The 16,825-nt window shown below is 62.5% G+C and carries 12 protein-coding genes; 5 read left to right on the top strand and 7 right to left on the bottom strand.

Features of this window, described 5'->3' with window-relative positions; all coding sequences use genetic code 11:
• Positions 1-4: 4 nt before the first annotated feature.
• Positions 5-541, bottom strand: a complete 537-nt coding sequence (locus GO988_RS06495; protein WP_157563259.1) for an RNA methyltransferase — start codon at positions 539-541, stop codon at positions 5-7.
• 273 nt (positions 542-814) lie between these two features.
• Between GO988_RS06495 and mutS the strand changes: the two genes are divergently transcribed.
• Positions 815-3,496: a DNA mismatch repair protein MutS gene (gene mutS, locus GO988_RS06490; protein WP_157565352.1), complete on the top strand. Its 2,682-nt coding sequence runs from the start codon at positions 815-817 to the stop codon at positions 3,494-3,496.
• A gap of 142 nt (positions 3,497-3,638) precedes the next feature.
• Here the strand turns inward: mutS and GO988_RS06485 are convergent, their stop codons facing one another.
• Positions 3,639-6,176: a TonB-dependent receptor gene (locus GO988_RS06485; RefSeq protein ID WP_157563256.1), complete on the bottom strand. Its 2,538-nt coding sequence runs from the start codon at positions 6,174-6,176 to the stop codon at positions 3,639-3,641.
• Positions 6,177-6,380: 204 nt separating this feature from the next.
• On the opposite strand from GO988_RS06485, the gene msrA reads away from it, so the two are divergent.
• Positions 6,381-7,070 (top strand): peptide-methionine (S)-S-oxide reductase MsrA, encoded by a 690-nt coding sequence (msrA, locus tag GO988_RS06480; RefSeq protein ID WP_157563253.1) that lies wholly within the window; start codon positions 6,381-6,383, stop codon positions 7,068-7,070.
• Between the two features lie 95 nt (positions 7,071-7,165).
• On the opposite strand, the gene GO988_RS06475 is transcribed toward msrA, so the two are convergent.
• The gene (locus tag GO988_RS06475) at positions 7,166-7,591 is read right to left on the bottom strand and encodes a hypothetical protein (RefSeq protein WP_157563250.1); all 426 of its coding nucleotides are present in this window, start codon (positions 7,589-7,591) and stop codon (positions 7,166-7,168) included.
• A 175-nt stretch (positions 7,592-7,766) separates the two neighbouring features.
• On the opposite strand from GO988_RS06475, the gene GO988_RS06470 reads away from it, so the two are divergent.
• Both GO988_RS06470 and GO988_RS06465 read left to right on the top strand, forming a co-directional pair.
• On the top strand, positions 7,767-8,927 hold the full coding sequence (locus tag GO988_RS06470) for a methionine aminotransferase (protein ID WP_157563247.1): 1,161 nt from the start codon (positions 7,767-7,769) through the stop codon (positions 8,925-8,927).
• Between the two features lie 195 nt (positions 8,928-9,122).
• Positions 9,123-9,914 carry an amidohydrolase gene (locus GO988_RS06465; protein WP_157563244.1) on the top strand — a complete coding sequence of 264 codons (792 nt, stop codon included), beginning with the start codon at positions 9,123-9,125 and terminating at the stop codon, positions 9,912-9,914.
• 76 nt (positions 9,915-9,990) lie between these two features.
• Here GO988_RS06465 and GO988_RS06460 read toward each other — a convergent pair whose 3' ends face one another.
• Both GO988_RS06460 and GO988_RS06455 read right to left on the bottom strand, forming a co-directional pair.
• Positions 9,991-11,031 (bottom strand): T9SS type A sorting domain-containing protein, encoded by a 1,041-nt coding sequence (locus tag GO988_RS06460; RefSeq protein WP_157563241.1) that lies wholly within the window; start codon positions 11,029-11,031, stop codon positions 9,991-9,993.
• A 128-nt stretch (positions 11,032-11,159) separates the two neighbouring features.
• Complete coding sequence (locus GO988_RS06455) at positions 11,160-13,523, bottom strand: T9SS type A sorting domain-containing protein (RefSeq protein ID WP_198172548.1); 2,364 nt, start codon at positions 13,521-13,523, stop codon at positions 11,160-11,162.
• 141 nt (positions 13,524-13,664) lie between these two features.
• Between GO988_RS06455 and GO988_RS06450 the strand changes: the two genes are divergently transcribed.
• Positions 13,665-14,963 carry a UDP-N-acetylmuramoyl-tripeptide--D-alanyl-D-alanine ligase gene (locus GO988_RS06450; protein WP_157563235.1) on the top strand — a complete coding sequence of 433 codons (1,299 nt, stop codon included), beginning with the start codon at positions 13,665-13,667 and terminating at the stop codon, positions 14,961-14,963.
• Between the two features lie 91 nt (positions 14,964-15,054).
• On the opposite strand, the gene rfbC is transcribed toward GO988_RS06450, so the two are convergent.
• Together rfbC and GO988_RS24565 are read right to left on the bottom strand one after the other, a co-directional pair.
• Entirely contained in the window at positions 15,055-15,600 is a 546-nt protein-coding gene (gene rfbC / locus GO988_RS06445; protein ID WP_157563232.1) for a dTDP-4-dehydrorhamnose 3,5-epimerase, read from the bottom strand.
• Positions 15,601-15,661: 61 nt separating this feature from the next.
• Positions 15,662-16,804 carry a glycosyltransferase family 4 protein gene (locus tag GO988_RS24565; RefSeq protein WP_317164807.1) on the bottom strand — a complete coding sequence of 381 codons (1,143 nt, stop codon included), beginning with the start codon at positions 16,802-16,804 and terminating at the stop codon, positions 15,662-15,664.
• Positions 16,805-16,825 lie beyond the last annotated feature (21 nt).

Here is a 16,825-nt window from a genome sequence, read left to right as displayed (position 1 = left end):
AAAATCAGCTGAATATTCCAACTTTGCTCAGCACATCCCACAGCACGACGCCCGCGGCCACGCTCACATTGAGCGAGTGCTTCGTGCCGAGCTGCGGTATTTCTACGGCCGCATCGCACAGGGCCAGCACCTCGTCGTCGACGCCAAAGACTTCGTTGCCGAGTACCAGGGCCAGCGGCTGGCCGGGCGCCGGCCAAAATTGCGGCAGCTGCACCGAGCCCGTCGTTTGCTCCACGGCCACAAGCTGGTAGCCAGCGGCCTGCAATTGCTGCGCGGCGAGCAGGGTAGTGGGCACGTGCTCCCAGGCTACCGATTCGGTGCTGCCGAGGGCCGTTTTGGTTATCTCGCGGTGGGGGGGTAGGCCCGTGACGCCGCAGAGGTAAATGCGCTCGAGGGCAAAGGCGTCGGCCGTCCGAAAAACGGCTCCCACGTTGTGCAGGCTGCGCACGTTATCTAGCACCAGCACCACCGGGCTTTTGGGCGTAGCTTTGAAATCGGCCACCGGCAGGCGGTTTAGCTCGGTCATGGTGAGTTTGCGCATGGGGGGTAGGGGGCGAACTTTGTAGTTCGCGCTAGGGGTTTGAAAGAAGATTTTTCAGCCTTTCAGTTGCTAAAAAAAGGTCCTGCTGCGCTTGCCGAAGCAGGGCACGCGTTGTGTATTTTACTGCTATTAAATAAATCTCGCGGCCCCCAAAGGTCGCGCCGCTCTGCCTTGTCTACCACTACTGCGCCCCCTACCCCCCCCGCCAAGTTTGCCATCAAATCGCTGGGGCCCGACCACATCAAGCCCGACGCGGTGGCCGACACCCCGCTTATGCGGCAATACTACCAGCTGAAGCAGCAGCACCCCGGCGCGGTGCTCTTGTTTCGGGTGGGCGACTTCTACGAAACCTTCGGCGAAGACGCCGTGACGGCCGCCCGCATCCTCGACATCACCCTCACCAAGCGCGGGGCGGGCACCGTGAGCGAGGTGGCGCTGGCCGGCTTCCCGCACCACGCCCTCGACACGTACTTGCCCAAGCTGGTGCGCGCCGGCCAGCGCGTGGCCATCTGCGACCAGCTCGAAGACCCTAAGCAAGCCAAAGGCTTGGTGAAGCGAGGCATAACCGAGCTCGTGACGCCCGGCGTGAGCCTGCACGACAATACCCTGGAGCGCCGCCAAAACAACTACCTCGCCGCCGTGCACTTCGGCAAAACGGAGGGCGGCATCTCGTTTTTGGACATCAGCACGGGCGAGTTTTTGGTGGCGCAGGGCACGATAGACTACCTCGGCAAGCTGCTGCAAAATTTTCGGCCCGCCGAAGTGCTGTTTTGCAAGCGTAACCGCACCGATTTTGAGGGCAATTTCGGCCCCGATTTCTGCACTTATTCGCTGGATGAGTGGGTATTCGGCCACGACTATGCCCACGACACCCTCACGCGGCACTTCCGCACCACCTCGCTCAAGGGCTTTGGCGTCGATACGCTCAAGGAAGGCATCATCGCGGCGGGCTGCGTGCTGCACTACCTGGCCGAAACCAAACACACTGATATTCAGCACGTAGCGAGCCTGGGCCGGCTCGAAGAAGACAAGTACGTGTGGCTCGACCGCTTCACGGTGCGCAACCTGGAGCTGGTGCAGGCACAGCACCCCGGCGGCGTGCCGCTGATTGACATATTAGACCAAACCATTACGCCGATGGGCGCCCGCCTGCTGCGCAAGTGGGTGGTGTTGCCCCTCAAGGAAGTGAGCCAGATTCAGCGGCGCCTCGATACCGTGGCGGCCCTCGTGGCCAACCCCGAGCTGCTGGAGGAGGTGCAGAGCCACCTACGCCCCATCAATGATTTAGAGCGTCTTATCTCGAAAGTAGCGGTGCGCCGCGTGAACCCGCGCGAGCTGCTGCAACTGGCGCGGGCGCTCGAAAGCGTGGCGCCGTTGCGCGAAAAGTTGGCCGCTTCGGGCGTCAAAGCCCTCGAAAAACTCGCCGACCAACTCAATCCCTGTAATTCACTGCGCACAGAGATTCAGGCCAAAATCCGGCCCGATGCCCCGCTGCTTACCAACCAGGGCCACGTCATTCAGGATGGCATCGACGCCGAGCTGGACGAGCTGCGCGGGCTGGCGTTTTCGGGCAAGGACTTTTTGCTCAAAATGCAGCAGCGCGAGCAAGCTGCCACCGGTATTTCGTCGCTGAAAGTGGCTTATAACAAGGTATTTGGCTACTACCTCGAAGTTAGCAACGCCCACAAAAATAAGGTGCCCGCCGAGTGGATTCGCAAGCAAACGCTGGTGAATGCCGAGCGCTACGTGACGGAGGAGCTAAAAACCTACGAGGAAAAAATTCTCAACGCCGAGGAGCAATTATTCGTCATTGAAAGTCGCATCTACCAAGAGGTTACGCTGGCGGCGCTCGACTTCGTGAGTCAGATTCAGCAGAACGCGCGGGCCCTGGGCGTGCTCGACTGCCTGGCCTCGTTTGCGGCCACGGCGCGGCAGTATCACTACGTGCAGCCGGTGGTGAACGACGGCCCTACCCTCGATATTCGGGCCGGGCGCCACCCCGTGATTGAGCGCGGCCTGCCGCCGGGCGAAAGCTACATCCCCAACGACATCTGCCTCAACCAAGACGAGCAGCAGATTGTGGTGATAACCGGCCCCAACATGGCTGGCAAGTCGGCGTTGCTGCGCCAAACGGCGCTTATTGTGCTGCTGGCCCAGATTGGCTCCTTCGTGCCCGCCGACGCGGCCACCATTGGCATTATCGACAAGATTTTTACCCGCGTGGGCGCCTCCGACAACCTGAGCAAGGGTGAAAGCACGTTCATGGTGGAGATGACCGAGACGGCTTCCATCCTCAATAATCTCTCGGACCGCAGCTTGGTGTTGATGGATGAAATTGGGCGCGGCACCAGCACCTACGACGGCATCAGCATTGCCTGGGCCATCGTCGAGCACCTGCACAATACTCCCAAGGCGCGCGCTAAAACGCTGTTTGCTACCCACTACCACGAACTAAACCAACTGGCCGACGACTGCCCGCGCGTGCGCAACTACAACGTGGCCGTGCAGGAAGCCGACGGCCGGGTACTGTTCCTGCGCAAGCTGCGGCCGGGCGGCTCCGAGCACTCGTTTGGCATTCATGTGGCGCGCATGGCCGGTATGCCGCCCGCCGTGGTGCTGCGGGCCAACGAAATCATGCACCACCTAGAGCAGGAGCGCACGAGCGCCGCCCTGCCCGAAGCCGTGGACCCGACTGCCCCCACCGAGTTTGACGACGTACTCGCTGGCCTCGACGGCGAAGCTGGGGGTAGGGGCTCGGCTAAGGCGCCCCAGCCCAAGCCCCGCGCCACCACCGCCATGGCCACGCGCCCCACGGTGCAGCTCAGCATGTTTGAGCCCGGCGACCCGGCCCTGGAGCGCCTGCGTGAGCTACTGCAAACGTTGGATATCAACACGCTCACGCCCATAGAAGCCCTTTTGAAGTTGCAAGAGTTGAAGGGGGTAGTGGGTAGTTAAAGTTAGAGTTGAGGACTACTAAAGCCCGTCATGCTGAGCTTGCCGAAGCATCTCTACCGCTACGTTTGGACTACCTAGTTCGAGCGGCGTGGCAGTGATGCTTCGGCAAGCTCAGCATGACGGGCTTTGGTTTTACTTCCTGTTACTTTACTTCCAGCGTGCCCATTCCCAGCGCGGGCTGGCCGCTGGCAGCCAGGCCTTCGGCGCGTAGCTGGAAGGTGCCCAGCGCGTCGGACGTGTAGAAAGTGAGTTGGGCTTGGCCACTGGCATCGGTGTGCACCGTGGGGTTCCAGTAGAGGGTGGTGCGGCGAGTATCGGGGCGGGTAAGGGCGGGGGCGCCGGCCCCGTAGCGCGGCGCGTAAAACTGGCGCGGGCAATTATAGCCCGGCAGGCGCACCGATAGTATGCCAGGCGCCATATCCTGCCGGTGGTCGTAGGTGGGGCTTCCGCGGCGGGTATACACGGCAATGACGCCGCCTGAACCCCGGCTGCCGAAAATGGCGGCTTGGCCCCCCTTCAGTATTTCTACGCGCTCGACATCGGTGGCGGGGTAAAAAGCCAGCGCGTCTATCGTAACCGGCACGCCATCAAGGAGAATGAGTGGCGAGCTGCCCGAAAACGACGTGTTGCCCCGAATCTGCACCTGAATGTTGGGCTCGACGCCCGACACGGTGAGCCCCGGCACGCGCCCCTGCAACACTTGCAGCACCGTGCTGCCCAGCGCCGACGGGATATTATTCATATCGATAACCGTGGCATTGCCGGGCGCATAAATGCGGCGAGTATCAGCTTCTACCTGGCGCTGGCCGCGCACGTTCACGTTGCTCAGTGCCACGGTGTTGGCCAAGTGGTAGCGGCGCTCGTCGGCCTGCTGCTGCTGGCCGCGCTTGAGGGCTGCCACCAACGCGGGCGCGGGGGCCGCGGGCAGGGGGGGTAGGGCTACCTTGGGCGCGGCCGGGCCAGGGTCGAGGCGAATGGTAAGGTTGCGCCGGCCCTTGTCGGTGCGCGCTTGCAACGTAGCCCGCAGGGTATCGCAGCCGCCCAGCCCATTAATCAAAAAGCGCCCCTGGTCGTCGGTAACCGTTGAAAAAAATACCTTATTGGGCTTGGCCTGCAAAAAAGAAAGCGTGCTTTGGGGCGAAGGCGTGCCGTCGCGGCGCGTTATCTGGCCCAAGATGCCGATGCTGCGCTCCACGCCAAAGTCCTGGGTAGGGGCCTGGCCGGCCAGTACCGGCGCCCAGGCAAAGCGCCGCCAGCCCTGGGTAAGCAGCAGGTCGTCGAGGTGCTGGTTGGTATCGGGGGTAGGGTTATCGAAGTAGTAGCCAGGGTTTTCGACATAGCCAGCGAGGTCGGCGGTTAGCAGTAAGCGGGCCGCAATGTTGTCGGCCCAGGGGTTGGTGCTACCGGCGTCGGCCACGGCCAGCGAGAGCTGCGTGGCCACCGGCCGGCCCGCCGCATCGGTCACAGCCACTAGCACCCGTACTGGCTGGTGCGGGCCGTAGCTGGGCTGGCTAGGGGTAAGGGCCACGCGCAGAGCCGGTTCGTTTTGGGCGAAGGCCAGCCGCTCGGCCAGTGGCTGGCCCTGCCCATCAAACAAGGTAAAGTGCACAATGCCGCTGGCGAACTTGCTCTTCGGAATGCGCGCCGCAAAGATTTCTTTGCCTTCTACCTGGCCGCGGCCGAGGTAGCCCACCGTGCTGCCCATCTGCCCGAGCAGCAAAATGGGCCCGCCCTTACCCCCGCGCTGCTGAATGGTAATGTCGAAGGCCTCGGCCGAGGGCACCACTTGCAGCACGTAGCCGCTGGCCTGCACCGGGGGTAGGGCCACCGTAAGCGCCCCCGCCGGTGCCGAGCTAAAGGTGGCGTGGTAGCTTTCGCCGGCCACCGGCGTCAGCTTGAAGGAGCCCATGCCGCCGTGCCGGCTTTTGAAGGTGGCTACGACTTGGTTTTTGCTATCAAACACCTGGCCCATTAACTCGAAGCTCGTCCCTGTGTAGTCAACTGCCTTGAAGGCCACCACGTTTTCGAGGCCCGCCACTAGGTTGCCTCCTTCAGCAAAAAACTGCACGTCGGGCGGGGCGCTCACGCGGGCCACGGTTTGGCGGGCCTGCTGGGTAGCGCGCCGTAAGGCCGCCCGGTTTTTGGCCTCGGCATTGGGCGCGACTTTGGTTGCGGCGTTGGGCCCAGCCTCGGGCTCGCCGGCGGGCCATACCTGCACGCGGCGCGTGTAAAAGAAATCGGGGCTGGCGTTGCGCATCCAGCCGGTGTAGGCCCGCAGCAGGTAGGTGCCGGGCGCTAGCGTGTCGGCCAGTTCGAGTTGGCCGGCGCCCAGGCCGCCAGCCAGCGCCAGCGTGCGGCGGCTCACCACCTGTTGCCGGTCTGAAATCAACTCCACGTGCAGCACCTTGCTCAGCGTATCGAGCTGGTGCTGGCCGGCATCGACCACGTAAGCGCGCATCCACACGGTTTCACCGGCCGTGTAGGCCTCCTTGTCGAGGTGCAGGTAAGGCGTTTCGGGCCGGGCCGTTTGGTAGAATTTCTGCACGCTCAGCACGAGGTGGCGCAGCACCTCGGTGTCGTCGGCGGGCAGCAGCCGAAAAGCAAGCAGTCCCGCCAGCGGGCCTGCCAATGCTAGAAAACGCGCTGGGCGCCACCCGGTTAAAAAGCGAAATAGGGGCATAGCATTCAAATAGAGTAGCGAACATAAGTCCCCCTACCGCATCTGCACATGAAGCCGCCCTGAACCAGCCAAAGAAACGACCTGGCCGGGAGTTAATTCAGGGTCTTTGCTGTTTAGTGAGTACCAAAAGCCGCGGCTCCCGCAAGGAGCCAGCTGCATCCGGCCGGGCCGGTTGTTGCGTACATCTCATCTCTATTCTACCTCATGAAAAACCTTCTGCACGGCACGCTTGGCCTCGCCTTGCTTGCGCTTACTGCCTGTGGCTCGCAGCAGCCCGCCCAGGCCCAAAACCCTCCGGCCGCCGTGGCTTCCACGGCTGGTTTTGCCCCGGCCAACCTCACGGGGCTGGCGCAGGCCACCTTTGCGGGCGGCTGCTTCTGGGCCCAAGAAGAAGCTTTTGAAGAAATAAAAGGCGTGAAGCAAGTGGTGAGCGGCTACGCCGGCGGCACCGTGCCGCACCCCAGCTACGAGCAGGTAGCGGCCCAAAATACGGGCCACACCGAAACGGTGAATATCTACTACGACCCCAAAGTAGTGAGCTACCAAAAGCTGGCCGAAATCTTCTTCACCGCCAGCCACGACCCCACGCAGCTCAACCGCCAGGGCAACGACACGGGCCCCGAATACCGATCGGCCGTGTTTTACCGCACTCCGGAGGAAAAGAAAATCATCGACGAAACCATTGCTAAAGTCAACGCTTCGAAGCAGTACGATGGCAAGATTGTGACCCAAGTAGTGCCCTTCAAGCAGTTCTGGGATGCCGAAGACTACCACCAGGGCTATTACCGCCTGAACCCCGACAACCCGTATATCATCAACGTGTCGGAGCACAAAGTAGCGCACGTGCGCAAGCTGTTTCCGCAAGATTTGAAGCCCGGCCTGCCCAATATGTAAGGCCGTAGTTGCTGCACTAAAAAGCCCCGCCAGCCCTGCTGGCGGGGCTTTTTGGTGGGGTAGGGGGTAGCCGGCTTGGATGGCCCGGCGCCGGTTTAGCTGGCGGCTAGGCGGGCGGGGCTATCGGCCGCCGCGGCCCAGCGGCGCGCTTCGCTTATTTCGGTAAAGTGCTGCACATCAAAGGGTACGTGGCCACTGGCGCGCTGCAAAATATTGTCGATGCCCATTTGGTTGAGCGCGTCCTGCGACACTACTACGGCTAAGCGGCGCACGCCCAGCTTAGCAAAATCGGGAAACCAGTGCTGGTTCATCCAGTCTTGGTCGGCGGGCCGAATGGTGCGCATGAGCGTATTGTTGCCAATCCAGCCCTGTACCTGGTGGTGGCGGCCCAGGCGCAGCGCCTCGGCTAGGGCCGCGCGCAGCTGCTCCGAATTAGCAAAATCGAGCCATTCAGTCTCCAGGGTGGCCCCAGCAGACTCGTGGTGAAATTGCACAAAAGAGGTACGGTAGATAATGGCCATTGCGTAGGATAAGACAAGCTATAAGTACTTTTCCCAAAGTTAGGGGATAGGGCTTGCCCTGCCTAGCCTCTAGCGTTAGTGCCGGCTTCCTCCGGCTTGCGTTCCATTTTTGCAAGCAAACCAAGCCAATACCACTACGTATCGGTTGCTCACTATTGCCTCTTTTGTTACCCGCATGCTGTCTTCCAAGCTGCCCGATATCGGCGTCAGTATTTTTTCGCAAATGACCTTGCTGGCCCAGCAAACCGGGGCCCTCAACCTCGCCCAAGGTTTTCCGGACTACGACCCGCCGCTGGCCCTGCGCGAGGCGCTGGCCCGCCACGCGCTGGCGCCGGGCAGCCACCAGTACGCGCCCATGCCGGGCTTGCCGCGCCTGCGCCAGGCCATTGCCGCGCAAGTGGGCCGCCTGCAAACCGATGCCCCTACCCCCGACCCCGACCTGGAAGTGACCCTGACTGCCGGGGCTACCGAGGCGCTGTATGCGGTGCTGGCCGCCGTGGTGCGCCCCGGCGATGAGGTGCTGGTGCTGGAGCCCGCCTACGACCTCTACGGGCCGGCCATTCGGTTGCAGGGCGGGTTGCCGCGCTACGTGCGCCTGCCTACTCCCCACTTTCGGCCCGACTGGGCGGCGGTGCGGGCGGCGGTGTCGGCGCGCACCCGCTTGGTCATCGTCAACACGCCGCATAACCCCAGCGGCGCCGTATTCGGCGCCGAAGATTGGGACGCGCTGGCCGAGGTACTGGCCGGTACGGATGCGCTATTACTCTCCGACGAAGTGTATGAACACCTGGTGTTTGACGGCGTGCCGCCGCGCAGTGCGCGCCAGCATCCGGCCTTGCGTGCACGCGCCTTCGTGCTGTCGTCGTTTGGCAAAACTTACCACGCCACGGGCTGGAAGGTGGGCTACTGCCTGGCCCCGCCGGCCCTTACTACCGAGCTGCGGCGGGTGCACCAGTTCCTGACCTTTGCCGTGAGCACGCCCACCCAGCACGCGCTGGCCGATGTGCTCGAAGCTGACCCTACCGATGGGCACGCCCGCGGGCTGGCCAGCTTTTACCAAGCCAAGCGCGACGAATTTGCGCAGCTGCTGGCCGGCAGCGGCTGGGACTTGCTGCCCGTGCCCGGCGGCTACTTTCAGCTAGCGGGCTACGGTGCTTTTTCGCGCAAAAATGACTTGGCTTTTGCCGAGGAGTTGGCCCGCGAGTGGGGGGTAGCCGTGGTGCCGGTATCGGCGTTCTACCACGATGGCTACGACCCTGGTTTGGTGCGCTTTTGCTTTGCCAAGGAGCCCGCTACCTTGCAGGCCGCCGCGGCTCGGCTGCGGCGGCCGGGGTAGGGGGGTAGTTGAAGGGCAGAGAAAAACAGGCTCCCAAAATTTGGCGGGGCGCGAGCTGGTTTTTTAATTTTCCTGCTCAAGCTTTCTATACTCAGCCGTAACTACCCGGCCGCCTACGAAATTATTATCAGTTTTAGTACCCTATTGCTGACCGGCTGCCTAAGTATAAGCCGGTTATTCCTCCATACGTTTACGATGAATGACTTTTCTATATCGCTAGTCCAGAGTAGCTTACATTGGCATGATCCGGCCGCCAACCGCCAGATGCTGGCCGAGTTGTTGGCCTCGGCTTTGCCCGAGTCGGGCCTGACCGACCTCATTGTGCTACCTGAGATGTTTACCACTGGCTTCAGCATGGAAGCCGCCCAAGCCGAGCCCGCCGACGGCCCTACCCTGGCTTGGCTGCGCGAGCAGGCGGCCCGCTACAATGCCGTGCTCACGGGCAGCGTGCTGCTGACCGAGGGCGGCCGCTACTACAACCGCTTGCTGTGGGTGCGGCCCGATGGCACGTTTAGCAGCTACGACAAGCGCCACCTGTTTCGGCTGGCCGGCGAGCATGAGGTGTACACGCCCGGTACCTGCCGGCTGGTAGAAGAATGGCGCGGCTGGCGCATTATGCCGCTCATCTGCTACGACTTGCGCTTTCCAGTGTGGAGCCGCAACCGCCAAGCGGCGCCCTACGACCTGCTGCTGTACGTGGCCAACTGGCCTCAGCCCCGCATTGAGGCCTGGAAGGCTTTGCTGCAGGCCCGCGCCATCGAAAACCTGGCTTACACGGCGGGCGTCAACCGCCTGGGCACCGACGGCAATGGCCACGACTACCCCGGCCAGTCGGCGCTGCTCGATATGCGCGGCGACTACCTGGCCCAAGCCGGCAACCGGCAAACCGTGCTCACGCGCACCTTGCGCGCCGCGCCGCTCCAGGAGTTTCGCCAGCAGCTGCCCGCCCTATTCGACGCCGACGATTTTGAGCTGGCGGGCCGCTAAACAAACGGGGTAGGGCGGCCCACGAGGTGGGCGCCCTACCCCGTTTCATTTGGAGCAGCGTTGGTTGGCAGGCGAATTACTTCACTGCTACTTGCTGGGTAGCTACTTGGCTGCCAGCCTGCACCCGCAAGGTGTAGAGGCCCGCCGCCAGGGCGCTCACGTCTACCTGCGTCTGGGTGCCAGCGGGAGCCAGGTCCAGCGAGCGGCTCTGCAACAGCTGGCCCAGGCTATTGAACAGGGCTACTTGCGCGGTGCGCTCGGCCGCCAGCGCGGGCAGGCGCAGCGTAAAAGCACCGGCCGCCGGGTTGGGGAACAGCTCTAACTGGCTGGCGCCAAACGCGGTGCGGGTGGCCAGCGTCGCGGCAGGAGTGAACGTATAAACCTGGCCAGCGGCCGGCCGGGTGCTGATGGTGTTGACGGGCAGGGCGGCGGTGGCGTTGTTCACTAGCGTTGGGCTAGCCGAAGCATCGCTGAGCGACACAAAGTTGCCACGGGTGCCGGCCGTGGTCGTCCCTCCGTCGATGCCGATAGAAGCGCTAGGCGTAGTGCCCACGGCGCCCGCCTCGGGGCGATACACGAACTGAAGCACGTTGGTACCCTCGTAAAGCTTGACCTGAAACGAGAGGTTGGCGGCCGTGGCGTTAAAGCCAATGCCCCAGTTCAGCCACTCAAACGTGAACACGCGGTTGGGCGAAGTGCCCGAAACGGCGTACGAAGCCGTGCCGTTCACACCCGTCAGGTCGTCGTAGAAAGGCGCTACCGTCGTGAGGCCTGCCCCCAGCGTATTAATTGATTGTGAATACGTGCTGCTGCCACGAAAATCGATGTACCCATCAGTCGTGGCTTGTAGCGTGGTGTAAGCCTTGCCGCCGTAGGTGAAGGTGAACGGCAGCGTGATATTGGCCGATATGGCGTCGTTGGCCGATAGGTTGCTGACCGCCGTGCCGCCTACTAGCGGCGTAAATGTGCCACTGGTAGCGGCAAACTGGTACCGCGATACGTCCTGCGCCTGGCTAGGCCGGGCCGCAAGCAGTGTTAGGCAGGCTAGCGACCACATCCCAACCGAGGGAATGCGCACTGCGGGGAAGAAGCGAGAAAAGAACGTAGAATTTGCCATATGTAGCAGAAGTTAAGATTGTATAGCAAACGTACAATTCAATAATTAAAAAACCATATTTAAGCTGAACTATTAGCCGAATATTTTTTTTAGCACTTAGCTTAGCTCGTGGCCTATTGCACGGTGGCTTATTCTACGGCCAAGCGCTGGGTGGCGCGGGTGCCATCGGCAGCGGTGGCCTGCACCACGTACACGCCGGGGGGTAAGCCACGCAAGCTCAGGCTGTGGCTGCGTAGCAAGGCGGCATCCTGCTGCACCAAGCGGCCAGTAAGGTCGAACAGGCGCACCGCGGTGGCTTGGGCCGTCTCAACGGTGGCGGTGGGGGTAGCGGGCGTAGTAGGGTTGGGATACACGCTCAAGGCTAGGGCCTGCTCGGCGGCGGGCCGGGCTGCCAGCACGGTGCCCCGGCGCGCCAGGTAGCTGATGACGCCGCCCGTTTCGGTGCCTACATATAGCTCGGGGCTGCCGTCGTGGTTGAGGTCGGCGGCGGCGGCCGCAAAGCGCAGCACGTAGCCCTGGCCCAACCGGCTAGGCTCGTACTGGTTGCTGAGAGTGTTATAAACCAGCTCAGTGCGTTCCAGAAAGCTGGAGCCTTGGCTGCGGAAATCGCTGTAGTAGCGCACCGTGCCCGCGCCATCCACGGTCAGCAGGTCGGGGCGGCCATCGCCATCGAAATCGGCTACCGTAGGTGCTAGGCCCGAGGGCCGCGCACCAGCCGCGCGCAGCGTGCCAAAGTCGTTGTTAGCCAGCACAAACAGGTTGTCAATATTGCCCTGGGCCGCGGCGCCCTGGTTACGGAAATAGCGGAGCGTGCCGCCGGCTTCGGCCACGTCGTTGGTGCCGAGCAACAAATCCACGTAGCCATCGCCATCCACGTCAAAAAAGGCTGGGGTATCGCCTTGGCGGGCGGGTAGCACGCCCGTGCCCGCGGCGCCCTGCGGCCGGAAGTAGCTGGCGCGGGCGGGGCTCAGCGCCACTGCTTGGCCGGCGCCAGACGTATTCAAAATATAGTTAAGGCGGTTAGTAGTGCCATTATACACCGAGTACACCAGGTCGAGGGCGCCGTCGCGGTTGAGGTCGACCAAGGCTGGGCGCAGCGTCTCAAACTTGACGGTGGGGGTAAGGGCTGCCGCCGCAGCCAGGCCCAGGTAGTCGTCGGTTACGAGCCGAAATACCGGTTTTTTGGCCGTGCCCACGTTGCGGTAGTAGTAAATACTGGCGCGGTAGTAACCATTCACGAGGTCGCCCTGGTTGCCTACCAACATATCGGTCAACCCATCGCCGTCGATATCGCCAAAGGCCGGCATAGCCCCTTCGCTCACGTCGAGCATGTCGTTTTGCAAAAAGCCGTCGGTGGTCAGGCTGAGGTTGGGTGTGGCCGTGGCGTTGGCAGCTGCGTTTTGGTAGAGGCGCACGGAGTGGCGCATGCTCACGCGGTCGAGCGAGTTATCGGTCATGGTGGGCGCCACCAGCAGGTCGGGCACACCATCGAAGTTGGCATCGACGAAATATGCCGAGGGGAAAACCGGCAAGCTTACCGGCGCGGCCGCCGACGGAAACCCGCTACTGGCCCCGGCCGCCGCAAAGCTGGCCTCCACCGTCGAGGTGCCCGAGTTGAGCAGGCGCGTCAGCTGCGGGCAGTTGTCGCGGCCATCAAGCAGGTCGAGCTTGCCGTCGCCGTTCAGGTCGAGCAGCAGCACGCTGTGGCCAGTGCTGTGCAGCGGCCGAAACGCTTGGCACGCCGTGGCGCCCGCCCCAAACTGAAACGTGGTGCAATCGACGCACGGCGACACTTGCCCCCAGTAGTTGCTGCTCTGCGTAAACGACGAAATGCCGCCGCAGCTACCGGTGCTGGCGTTCAAATACAGCTCCAGCACCGTCGAGCCCACGAAGTCGTAGGTCAGAATATCGAGCCGGCCATCGCCGTTCACGTCCTGTATGGCGGGCAGGTTATATGAGCCAATGTTGAGGTTGCTGACAAAGCCGTTGTTGATAGGGTAAGATAACTGGTTGTTAGCCAATACAAAGGTGGGTAGGCCATTAGCACCCGCCACGTTGTGAAACACTCGAATGTCGCCGCCCGGCGCGTACGTGAACAAGTCGGGTCGGCCGTCGCAGTCGTAGTCGCGCAGCAGCGCCCAGCTCGACAAGTCGCTGGGAAAAATCCGCTCGTAGTCGGGTGCGTACTGCCAGCGCCGGCCCACCCCGCCTACCCCCGCCACATTGAGAAAGGTGTAGCTGCGGGTAGTTTCGCGGTCGAAGGCGTAGAGGTCGGGCTGGCCATCGGCGTTGAGGTCGATGCTGCTAAACTGCGGCGTGTTGAGGCCGCCCGCCCAAGCCTGGGCTAGCGTGTCGGTGCCCTGCACGATTTTGGCCACGCTCCCGAAGGCAAAGCCAAACTGCGTGCCCGGCGTCTGGGCTAGGGTAGGGCGGGGCAGCAAAGCGCCTACCAAAAGTAAAACTAGCCCGCAGCGCGATAAAAAACTCAGCATAAGACAAACAGCTTGTGGGCCAGTGAACAGCGCAATACACATTCCTAGTTGCGGCGCAGCGCAAAAATTGCACGTTACTTTGCAATAGTCCGCATCTTACTCGGCGGCTAGCCTACCGCCATCGCCGGCCTACCCCCCTGCATGACCCTTTACAACCACTACCTTGCCGCCCAGGGCCGCGTCAGCACCGACTCGCGCCAGCCCCAGCCCGGCACGCTATTTTTTGCCCTCAATGGCCCTAGCTTTCGCGGCGCCGACTTTGCCGCCGGCGCCCTCGAAAAAGGCGCCAGCCACGCCGTGGTAGACGATGCCGCGCTGGCCGCCCGCTACCCCACGCGCTACACTTACGCCCCCGACCCACTGGCTGCCCTGCAAAGCCTGGCCCGCGAACACCGCCAGCACTTTGCTGGCCCCGTACTGGCCGTGACGGGCTCCAACGGCAAAACCACTACGAAGGAGCTGCTGACCGTAGTTTTAAGCCAGAAGTATAACGTGCTGGCCACCATCGGCAACCTCAACAACCACATTGGTGTGCCGCTGACCTTGCTGCGCTTAAAGCTTGAGGAGCACGACTTTGCGGTGATAGAAATGGGCGCCAACCACCGCGGCGAAATCGCGGATTATTGCGACTGGGCCGCGCCTACGCATGGCCTCATCACCAACATCGGCAAGGCCCACCTCGAAGGCTTTGGCGGCGAAGCAGGCATTGCGTTGGGCAAGGGCGAACTGTTTGACTACCTGGCTGAAAACGAAGGGGTAGCCTTCGTGAACACGCTCGATGCCAAGCTGCCCGCGCTGGCTGCCGCCGTGCCGCAGCGCGTCACCTACCCCCAGCCCCCCGATGCCTACCCCGCCACCCTACTACGCGCCGACCCCGAGCTGCACCTGCGCCTATGGGACGGTTCGGAGGTGGCGGCCCAACTCACGGGCGACTACAATTTTCCGAACCTGGCCGCTGCCGCTGCCGTGGGCGCATTTTTTGAGGTGCCCGCCGCCCAGGTGGCTGCTGCCCTGGCCGGGTACAACCCCCAGAATAACCGCTCGCAGCTCGTGCGCACCGCCCACAGCAACGACCTGATTCTGGATGCCTACAACGCTAACCCCAGCAGCATGGCCGCCGCGCTACGCAGCTTTGCGCAGCGGCCCGTGGCAGCTGGGCAGGGTAGGGTAGCCATCTTGGGCGACATGTTTGAGCTAGGCGAAACCAGCGCCGCCGAGCACCACGCCTTGGGCGAGCTAGCGGCCGAATTGGCGTTGGATAAGGTCGTGTTCATCGGCCCGCTGCTACAGGCCGCCGCCACGGCCTACCCCGCCGCCCAGCACTTTGCCAGTAAAGCCGAGGCTGCCGAGTGGCTGGCGCAGCACCCCCTGGCCGGGCAGCTAATGCTGCTGAAAGGCTCGCGCGGCATGGGGCTAGAAACGCTTTTGCCGTTGCTGTAAGGCTACCTCTACTAAGTAAAAAAGAACGTCCTGCTACGCTGGTCGAAGCAGGACGTTCTTTAGCCGGGGAGTTCCTGAATTCTTAGCTGCGCTAAAACGGATTCTCTAGTTCCGCCAGCGTGGGTAGAATTGCATCTTTGGGCGATATCAGCGCCTCGGCTACTCCCCACTCAATGCCCAAGGCCGGGTCATTCCAGCGCAAGCCACCTTCGGCGGTGGGCGCGTAGTAGTCCGAGCATTTGTAGAGGAAAAGGGTGTCGTCTTCGAGCGCCACAAAGCCGTGGGCAAAACCCTCAGGCACATAAAAGACGTTACCCAGGGCGGCAGTCAGCTCTATTTTGGCGTGCTGGCCGAAGGTGGGCGAGCGGTGGCGCAGGTCCACCACCACGTCGAGGGCGCGGCCCTGGGCCACGCGCACCAACTTGGCTTGGGAGTGGGGCGGGCGCTGAAAGTGCAAGCCACGCAGCGTGCCGGCCTTCGAAATGCTTTGGTTGTCCTGCACCCAGTGGTGGCGGGGTAGGCCCAGGCCCTCCATGGTGCGGGCGCTAAACGTTTCGTAGAAGGCACCGCGGGGGTCGCCAAAAATGCGCGGCCGAAATTCGAGCAGGCCAGGTAGCGTGTGGGTAATAACTTCCATAAAAAATAAAAGCGGCCCCGCGGGAAGAAGCCTGAGCAGAAAGAATAGGTGTTGAGGGAGGTTAAATGGCCTGCGCGATGGGGCGGCCAGCTTCCACCACCGCCGCAAGATATTGGCTGAGTACCAACTTTTCATCAAATTTTTCTTCCGCTAGCTGGCGGCTAGCGGCGCCCAGGGCGGCGAGGCGAGCGGGCGGCAGCTGCGCCACGGCCAAGAGTTTATCGGCTAAGTCGGCGGCGTTGCGCACTTGGCAGAGGTAGCCGTTGCGGCCGTTTTGCACGGTTTCGCGGCAGCCGGGCACGTCGGTCGTGACCAGTGGCTTGCCGCAGGCAGCAGCTTCGAGCAGCGTTTTGGGCGTGCCTTCGCGGTAAGAGGGCAGCACCACGCAATCGGCCGCGTGAATGTGGGCCGCCACGTTGTCAGATGTGCCGAGGTACTCGATGTTGCCGGCCGCCAGCCACTGCTCGAAGGTGGCGCGGGCCACGCCTACCCCCCCGGCTTCGTCGAGGGCGCCCAGCAGCTGAAACTGTACTGCACCGGCCGGCAGGGCCGCCCGCACCTGCTTAGCGGCTTCGAAGTACTCGACAATGCCTTTTTCGTACAGCACACGCGCCACCATCAGAAATTTGAAGGGCGCGCCCGGCGCTTTTGCTACCCCCTCTTGCGGCCGGAAGCGCGCCAAATCGACGCCCGAGCCGGGCACCAGGCCCGTGAGCGCCGGCCGAATCAGGCCGTAGCGAATGAACAGCTCGCGGTCGTCGTTATTCTGAAAAAACACCTTTTTAGGAAACCGAAAAGCCAGCCGATACAGGCCCCGCGCCACCTTGCTCACCAAGTTTTCGATGAGAAAAACCGTGCCCAGGCCGCTCACATTATTGATGCTGGGCACGCCCGCCAGCCGCGCCGCCAGCGTGCCGTAGATGTTGGGCTTGATGGTGAAGTGCAGCACCACATCGGGCCGCTCGCGCTTATAAACGGCTAAGAAACGGCGCGTTAGCTGGGCATCTTTGAGGGGGTTGGTGCCCTTGTTTTCCATCACAATGGGCACGTAGCGGCAGCCCAATTCGCTCTCCAGCCGGCTCGAATACTCGTCGGGCGGCGCAATGGCCAATACTTCGTGGCCCGCAGCCCGGAGGGCGAGCACCAGCCCGCGCCGAAAATTCCAAATATTCCAGGAAGTATTTATAACGATAGCAACGCGCACTTGACGATAATGGAATGGGTG

Origin of the sequence: Hymenobacter ginkgonis, assembly GCF_009755225.1 — a bacterium.
Taxonomy (GTDB): domain Bacteria; phylum Bacteroidota; class Bacteroidia; order Cytophagales; family Hymenobacteraceae; genus Hymenobacter; species Hymenobacter ginkgonis.
This window is presented reverse-complemented; position numbering and strand designations above follow the sequence as displayed.

Bases quoted from the DNA above. Each gene is read 5' to 3' on its own strand.
- GO988_RS06495 (WP_157563259.1), bottom strand. From the start codon at position 541: ATGCGCAAACTCACCATGACCGAGCTAAACCGCCTGCCGGTGGCCGAT.
- mutS (WP_157565352.1), top strand. From the start codon at position 815: ATGCGGCAATACTACCAGCTGAAGCAGCAGCACCCCGGCGCGGTGCTC.
- GO988_RS06485 (WP_157563256.1), bottom strand. From the start codon at position 6,176: ATGCCCCTATTTCGCTTTTTAACCGGGTGGCGCCCAGCGCGTTTTCTA.
- msrA (WP_157563253.1), top strand. From the start codon at position 6,381: ATGAAAAACCTTCTGCACGGCACGCTTGGCCTCGCCTTGCTTGCGCTT.
- GO988_RS06475 (WP_157563250.1), bottom strand. From the start codon at position 7,591: ATGGCCATTATCTACCGTACCTCTTTTGTGCAATTTCACCACGAGTCT.
- GO988_RS06470 (WP_157563247.1), top strand. From the start codon at position 7,767: ATGCTGTCTTCCAAGCTGCCCGATATCGGCGTCAGTATTTTTTCGCAA.
- GO988_RS06465 (WP_157563244.1), top strand. From the start codon at position 9,123: ATGAATGACTTTTCTATATCGCTAGTCCAGAGTAGCTTACATTGGCAT.
- GO988_RS06460 (WP_157563241.1), bottom strand. From the start codon at position 11,031: ATGGCAAATTCTACGTTCTTTTCTCGCTTCTTCCCCGCAGTGCGCATT.
- GO988_RS06455 (WP_198172548.1), bottom strand. From the start codon at position 13,523: ATGCTGAGTTTTTTATCGCGCTGCGGGCTAGTTTTACTTTTGGTAGGC.
- GO988_RS06450 (WP_157563235.1), top strand. From the start codon at position 13,665: ATGACCCTTTACAACCACTACCTTGCCGCCCAGGGCCGCGTCAGCACC.
- rfbC (WP_157563232.1), bottom strand. From the start codon at position 15,600: ATGGAAGTTATTACCCACACGCTACCTGGCCTGCTCGAATTTCGGCCG.